A 4,899-nucleotide genomic window follows, 5' to 3' on the forward strand; every position below is an offset into this window, starting at 1 on the left:
GCGATCGCCATCGCCTCGGCGCGCGGGGCGGCGTCGTCGAGGGTGATCAGCGAGCCGGTGACGAGCAGGTCGGCCTTCTCGGCGGTTTCGCGGCGGTGCGGGCGGGCAGTGCGCTCGGCGGGGGTGGCGCCCGATATCGCCAGCCGGGCGGCGTTGGCGGGGTGGGGGGCGCAGCAGTCGGCGGCGTGCTGAGTCATCGCTCGGCCTGAGCCGATCCGAATCGTTGGTAGGCGGCCTGCCGGGAGATCCCCAGTGCCACGCCGATCGCTGCCCAGGAGTCGCCAGCCGCGCGTGCCGCGGCAACCGCGTCACGCAATTTTCCCTCGGCATCTCGGACGGCCTCAGCAGCAGCGGAGATCCGCCGGCAGTGGACACCGTCGCGCACGTCGCCAGGTTCGACGTCGAGGTTGTCCAACCACGCCTCGACGTCGGTCTCATGCTGTGTTGCCATTCTCGTCACCCCAGGTACTTGCGGAACTTCGGTCGAAGTCGGTCAGCGTGGATGAGCCTTGACGGTTCGCCGGGGATCACCACGATCTCCAGCAGATCGCCCGTGCGGCCCGGTCCGATGTAGAGCAGCCTGACCTCGCCGTCGTATTCCTGTTCAATTCGGCGCTGGTGAAAACGGACCGCGTGCACCATGTCCGCCTCGGCGATTCCATGCTTGCGGGCGTCCCTAATCTCCACGAGCCCTAATCTCCACGAGTGTAAACGTTAGGTTTACACCCCGACAAGCTCGACGCGGAGTAGCGTGCGCTGCAGGGCCGATCTCAAGGAGCGCTCATGGTCATGCACATCATCTGGATGGTCGTCATCGGACTGGTCGTCGGCTGGCTGGCGCGAATGATCGTGCCCGGCAACACCAGCATGGGGTGGGTGGCCACCGCGCTGCTGGGCATCGTCGGCGCCTACGTCGGCGGGACGCTGGGCAGCCTGGTGTTCCCGCCGCACGAGTTCGTGATCACCCCGCCGATCAAGCACTCCTTTCTGGGCGCGCTGGTCGGTGCGGTGATCCTGCTGCTGGGGTACCGGACGGTCAGTTCGCGCCGCTGAGCGCTCACCAGCCCCCGCCGCAGCCGCCGGGTGCGGCGATCGGCGGGAAGGGCGTGCCGTCGGCGATGATGCAGCGCAGCGGCTGCCAGAAGAACCCGACCCGGTAGGTGTTCCACCGGGTGCCGTCGGCGTAGTTGCGGCCCTCGCAGAAGCCGCCGTAGCCGGAGGCGACGAACACCGTCGGGTCGTTGCCCGGGCACCACATCGGCGGGTTGGGCACGAAGGGGTCCCCCGGTGCCGCGTCGGCCGGCGGTAGGGCGAAGAAAGTCGCGGCGGCCGCGGCGAGGGCGGCCAGGGCGGTGATGGCGATGCGCCGGGGCGCGTGGTGAAGCCGGCCGCTGTGGCCGGCCGTGTGGGTGGTGCGAATGGTGTGGTCGATGGTCATGAGCGAAGCCTCATCCCGCTCGGGTCCGCCGACGCGGGTAGGCCGCTACCCGAAAATTCAGCTCCGCTGACCGCCACTACTCAGATCCGACTGCCCACCCCCGGGCATACTTCAGCCATGCCGTCCGTGAACTCCGTCTCCGCCGTGATGGCTCGCGCCGACGAGGTCCGCCCCTGGCAGGAGGACCTCTACCGCGACCTGCACCAGAACCCCGAGCTCTCCCACCAGGAGCACCGCACCGCCGCGTCGGTGGCCGAGCGGTTGGGCCGGTCGGGCTACCAGGTCACCACCGGCGTCAACGGCACCGGCGTGGTGGGCGTGCTGCGCAACGGTGCGGGCCCGACGGTGCTGCTGCGCGCCGACATGGACGCCCTGCCGGTGCGCGAGGACACCGGGCTGCCCTATGCGAGCAGCGCGGTGGCCACCCGCGAATCGGACGGCGTCGAGGTGCCGGTGATGCACGCCTGCGGCCACGACATGCACACCGCCTGCCTGCTCGGCGCGGCGCATCTGCTCGCGGCGGGTGAAAAGCATTGGCGCGGAACGCTCGTCACGGTGTTCCAGCCCGCCGAGGAGACCATCGACGGCGCCAAGGGCATGGTCGCCGACGGGCTCGCCGAGCTGACCGGCCCGGTGGACGTGGCCCTGGGCCAGCACGTCGCCCCGCTGCCGGCCGGGCGGCTGGCGACGATCCCCGGCCCGGCTTTCGCCGGCGGCGCCTCCCTCCGGGTCACCCTCCACGGCCGGGGCGGGCACGCCTCCACACCGCAGAACACGATCGACCCGGTGGTGCTGGCGGCGGCGATCGTGCTGCGGTTGCAGGGCGTCGTCGCGCGGGAGATCGAACCGGGCGAGCCGGCCGTGCTGACGGTGGGCAGTCTGCAGGCGGGCACCAAGGCCAACATCATCGCCGACCGGGCCGAGTTGCTGGTCAACATCCGGTTCTACAGCGATGCGACGCGCGCCGCGCTGCTCGCGGCGATCCGCCGGATCGTCACCGCGGAGTGCGCGGCCTCGGGGTGCCCGCGCGATCCGGACTTCGACATCTATGAAGAGGCTCCGCTGACCGACAACGACCCGACCGTCACCGCCGCGGTGCGCGAGGCGTTCGCCGGATCCCTCGGCGAGCAGGTCATGATCACCCCGCCGCGGGTGCTGGGCAGTGAGGACTTCAGCGACATCGCCAACGGGGTCGGCGCGCCCTACAGCTTCTGGCTGTTCGGCGGCACCGATCCCGACGCGTTCGCCGCCGCCGAGGCGGCCGGAACCCTCGCCAGCGACATCCCGGGGAACCACTCCCCCCACTTCGCCCCGGTGATCCAGCCGACCCTGGACACCGGGACGGCTGCTCTGGTGGCCGCCGCGCTGGCGTGGCTGGGCGGGCAGCAGCCGTAGCGCCGGGGGTTGTCGGTGGGCGGTGATAGACCTCCGGATGTGATCGAACTTCTGGCCAGCCTCATCCTCAGCGGACCGCCGATGGGCTGCACGTATGAAAATCCCGCGCCGACGGGCATCAACGAGATCTGCACCGGCTACGGCTTTCCGGGGACGAGCTGCAAGGTCAACGCGGTCAGCTGCAGTCCTATTCCCGGCATGCCCGGAACCTGGAACCCGAACGGCTACACCCCGGAGGTCGGCTGAGGTCAGCCGGCGCCGGCCGCATCGGGAGAGCTCCACGCCCGCAGTCGCCCGGCGATCAGCTGCAGATCCGCCAGCGCACCGGTGGCCACGTCGACGACGAAGTCGACGCGGTCGTCCTCTGGTGCGCTGATCCACTGGCGGTTGATGGCGAGGACGTCCTCCAGATCGAGGTACTCGACGCTCACGCGTCGCGGAGGCGTTCGAGAAACTCAGCCTCCTCGCGGACCGGGTGTCTGCCCGCCTCTGAGCGACAACCGCGGGTCGCCGGAAGGTGTCGGTGGGCGGGTGCAGGCTGGGCCGCAACCACGACCGGAAAGGCCCGAACATGTGCTGGCAGTGCGACAACCCGCAGGCAACCCTCGACGACTACCTCGACGTGCTGCGCGCGATCATGCGCGACCGCGGGTGGGCGGTCCAATACGTCGAAGACGAGCCGCGACCGTTCGCCTACACGATCGGACTGCACCCCCGGGGTCATCCCGAACTGATGATCACCGGCCTGCCGCCGCAGCTCTCCGCGCGGCTGCTCAACACGATCGCCCAGCGCATCCTCGAGGGCGGCATGGTGCTGCGGCCGGGCGAGCGCATCGACTGCGCAGGCGAGTACCTGCTGGAGGTGGTCGAGGTCGACCACCCCGACGTCCACTTGGTGTTCGCCCTGGGGATCTTCGACGAACCCTTCCGCGCGCTGCAGCTGGTGTGGACCGACGACCGTCGCCACTGGCCGTGGGACCGCGGCTGGTCCCACGGCCGGCGCCGCCAACCGGTGTTCGGGCGGCGCGTGCTCCGTGGCGCGGACCACGACTGGTGATCGGACGCGGCGACATCCACTAGGCAGATCTCGGAGACCCCGCGGGGAGTCGGCCGGCCAAGCGCCGCCCGGTTTTGCTGGTGCAGTCGAGTCGGTAACGTGTTCCTGCCCACAACCGCCTCGGGTCTTCCCCGCGATTCGGTGGTCAATGTCAAGGCGTTGGTCACACTGAACAAGACCGACCTCACCGATCGAGTCGCGTCGCTGCCACTTCATCTGAAGCATGAGGTAGACCGCGGCCAGCCGTTTGACGGCGGTGTCAGCCGCTGGCTAGTGTTTCGCTCAATCTTTAGCGACGTCCCGGGGCGGCGGGAGAGTTGGCAGCCGTGGCGGAAATCGTGCGGGCCGTGCGGGCCGGGGTGCTGGCCTTCGGGCTGGGCCTGGCGGCGCTCAGCGTCCCCCAACTGCTCGACACCGCCGCCGCCGAGACACCCGAGTCGGCCCCGGCGTCCGCGGCGAGCACGACCGACGCGGCGCGACCCGCCTCAGCGGCGCGCCCGGCCGGACCTAGGGCCCGCATCACCCGACCCGACGCGCAGCCCGCCGTTCCATCGGCGCGGACAAGCGTTCGGCCGTCGCCGAACCAGGCCGGCTCCCTGCTCCGGGTTTTCATCGGAGACGGCACCGCCGACAACCCTGATGCCGGAATCCTGCTGGGCAACGGCTACACCTGGACCGGCTACGGCGGGGTGTGCACCAGCGGTGCCTGCAACGGCGGCAGGGGCGGGCTGGTCGGCAATGGCGGCGGCGGCTAACGGCGGCAGCGGAGGTTCCTCCGGCTGGTTCGGCAACGGCGGCAACGGTGGGGACTCCCTGACCGAAGGCGGTGCCGGCGGCACCGGCGGCACCGGCGGACTGCGGGCCGGCACCGGCGGCCGGGGCGGAGCCGGCGGCCCCGGGGCGCTCGGCCTGCCCGGCGGCCGGGGCGGCGCCGGCGGCCGGGCGGGGCTGCGGTCGGTGGCGGGCGACGGCGGCGCCGGCGGCCCGGGCGGAACCGGCGGTCCCGGGC

Annotated in this window: 10 protein-coding genes and 2 pseudogenes; 7 read left to right on the forward strand and 5 right to left on the reverse strand. The window is 71.3% G+C overall.

Going from position 1 to position 4,899, the window contains the following annotated elements:
* From ACKOB8_RS02550 to ACKOB8_RS02560, 3 genes are all read right to left on the reverse strand, one after another.
* The coding region (locus ACKOB8_RS02550) for a hypothetical protein (RefSeq protein ID WP_526375327.1) at nucleotides 1-197 on the reverse strand (197 nt) is incomplete at its 3' end.
* On the reverse strand, nucleotides 194-451 hold the full coding sequence (locus ACKOB8_RS02555) for a hypothetical protein (RefSeq protein WP_526375329.1): 258 nt from the start codon (nucleotides 449-451) through the stop codon (nucleotides 194-196). The genes ACKOB8_RS02550 and ACKOB8_RS02555, both read right to left, overlap by 4 nt.
* Nucleotides 452-456: 5 nt before the next feature.
* Nucleotides 457-687, reverse strand: a complete 231-nt coding sequence (locus ACKOB8_RS02560; RefSeq protein ID WP_526375331.1) for a hypothetical protein — start codon at nucleotides 685-687, stop codon at nucleotides 457-459.
* Nucleotides 688-783: 96 nt separating this feature from the next.
* On the opposite strand from ACKOB8_RS02560, the gene ACKOB8_RS02565 reads away from it, so the two are divergent.
* Nucleotides 784-1,053, forward strand: coding sequence for a GlsB/YeaQ/YmgE family stress response membrane protein (locus ACKOB8_RS02565; protein WP_526375333.1), 270 nt, complete (start codon nucleotides 784-786; stop codon nucleotides 1,051-1,053).
* 4 nt (nucleotides 1,054-1,057) lie between these two features.
* On the opposite strand, the gene ACKOB8_RS02570 is transcribed toward ACKOB8_RS02565, so the two are convergent.
* Nucleotides 1,058-1,438 (reverse strand): hypothetical protein, encoded by a 381-nt coding sequence (locus ACKOB8_RS02570; protein ID WP_526375335.1) that lies wholly within the window; start codon nucleotides 1,436-1,438, stop codon nucleotides 1,058-1,060.
* Between the two features lie 117 nt (nucleotides 1,439-1,555).
* Here ACKOB8_RS02570 and ACKOB8_RS02575 point away from each other — a divergent pair, with 117 nt between their 5' ends.
* Both ACKOB8_RS02575 and ACKOB8_RS02580 read left to right on the forward strand, forming a co-directional pair.
* Nucleotides 1,556-2,833 (forward strand): amidohydrolase, encoded by a 1,278-nt coding sequence (locus ACKOB8_RS02575; RefSeq protein ID WP_526375337.1) that lies wholly within the window; start codon nucleotides 1,556-1,558, stop codon nucleotides 2,831-2,833.
* 39 nt (nucleotides 2,834-2,872) lie between these two features.
* Entirely contained in the window at nucleotides 2,873-3,079 is a 207-nt protein-coding gene (locus ACKOB8_RS02580; RefSeq protein ID WP_526375340.1) for a hypothetical protein, read from the forward strand.
* Nucleotides 3,080-3,081: 2 nt separating this feature from the next.
* Here the strand turns inward: ACKOB8_RS02580 and ACKOB8_RS02585 are convergent, their stop codons facing one another.
* A complete protein-coding gene (locus ACKOB8_RS02585; RefSeq protein WP_526375342.1) occupies nucleotides 3,082-3,264 on the reverse strand; it encodes a hypothetical protein in 183 nt (60 codons plus the stop codon).
* A gap of 92 nt (nucleotides 3,265-3,356) precedes the next feature.
* On the opposite strand from ACKOB8_RS02585, the gene ACKOB8_RS02590 reads away from it, so the two are divergent.
* From ACKOB8_RS02590 to ACKOB8_RS02605, 4 genes and pseudogenes are all read left to right on the forward strand, one after another.
* Nucleotides 3,357-3,890: a DUF4262 domain-containing protein gene (locus ACKOB8_RS02590; RefSeq protein ID WP_526375344.1), complete on the forward strand. Its 534-nt coding sequence runs from the start codon at nucleotides 3,357-3,359 to the stop codon at nucleotides 3,888-3,890.
* Nucleotides 3,884-4,130: pseudogene (locus ACKOB8_RS02595) on the forward strand (type II toxin-antitoxin system PemK/MazF family toxin); the annotation flags it as partial. The gene ACKOB8_RS02590 and the pseudogene ACKOB8_RS02595, both read left to right, overlap by 7 nt.
* Before the next feature lie 86 nt (nucleotides 4,131-4,216).
* Nucleotides 4,217-4,645, forward strand: coding sequence for a hypothetical protein (locus tag ACKOB8_RS02600; RefSeq protein ID WP_526375346.1), 429 nt, complete (start codon nucleotides 4,217-4,219; stop codon nucleotides 4,643-4,645).
* Nucleotides 4,629-4,899 (forward strand): annotated as a pseudogene (locus ACKOB8_RS02605) (hypothetical protein); the annotation flags it as partial. The gene ACKOB8_RS02600 and the pseudogene ACKOB8_RS02605, both read left to right, overlap by 17 nt.

This window comes from Mycobacterium sp., from assembly GCF_046091765.1.
Classification (GTDB): Bacteria; Actinomycetota; Actinomycetes; order Mycobacteriales; family Mycobacteriaceae; genus Mycobacterium.

Excerpts from the sequence above, each read along its gene's own strand:
- ACKOB8_RS02555 (WP_526375329.1), bottom strand. The coding sequence starts at position 451 with ATGGCAACACAGCATGAGACCGACGTCGAGGCGTGGTTGGACAACCTC.
- ACKOB8_RS02565 (WP_526375333.1), top strand. The coding sequence starts at position 784 with ATGGTCATGCACATCATCTGGATGGTCGTCATCGGACTGGTCGTCGGC.
- ACKOB8_RS02570 (WP_526375335.1), bottom strand. The coding sequence starts at position 1,438 with ATGACCATCGACCACACCATTCGCACCACCCACACGGCCGGCCACAGC.
- ACKOB8_RS02575 (WP_526375337.1), top strand. The coding sequence starts at position 1,556 with ATGCCGTCCGTGAACTCCGTCTCCGCCGTGATGGCTCGCGCCGACGAG.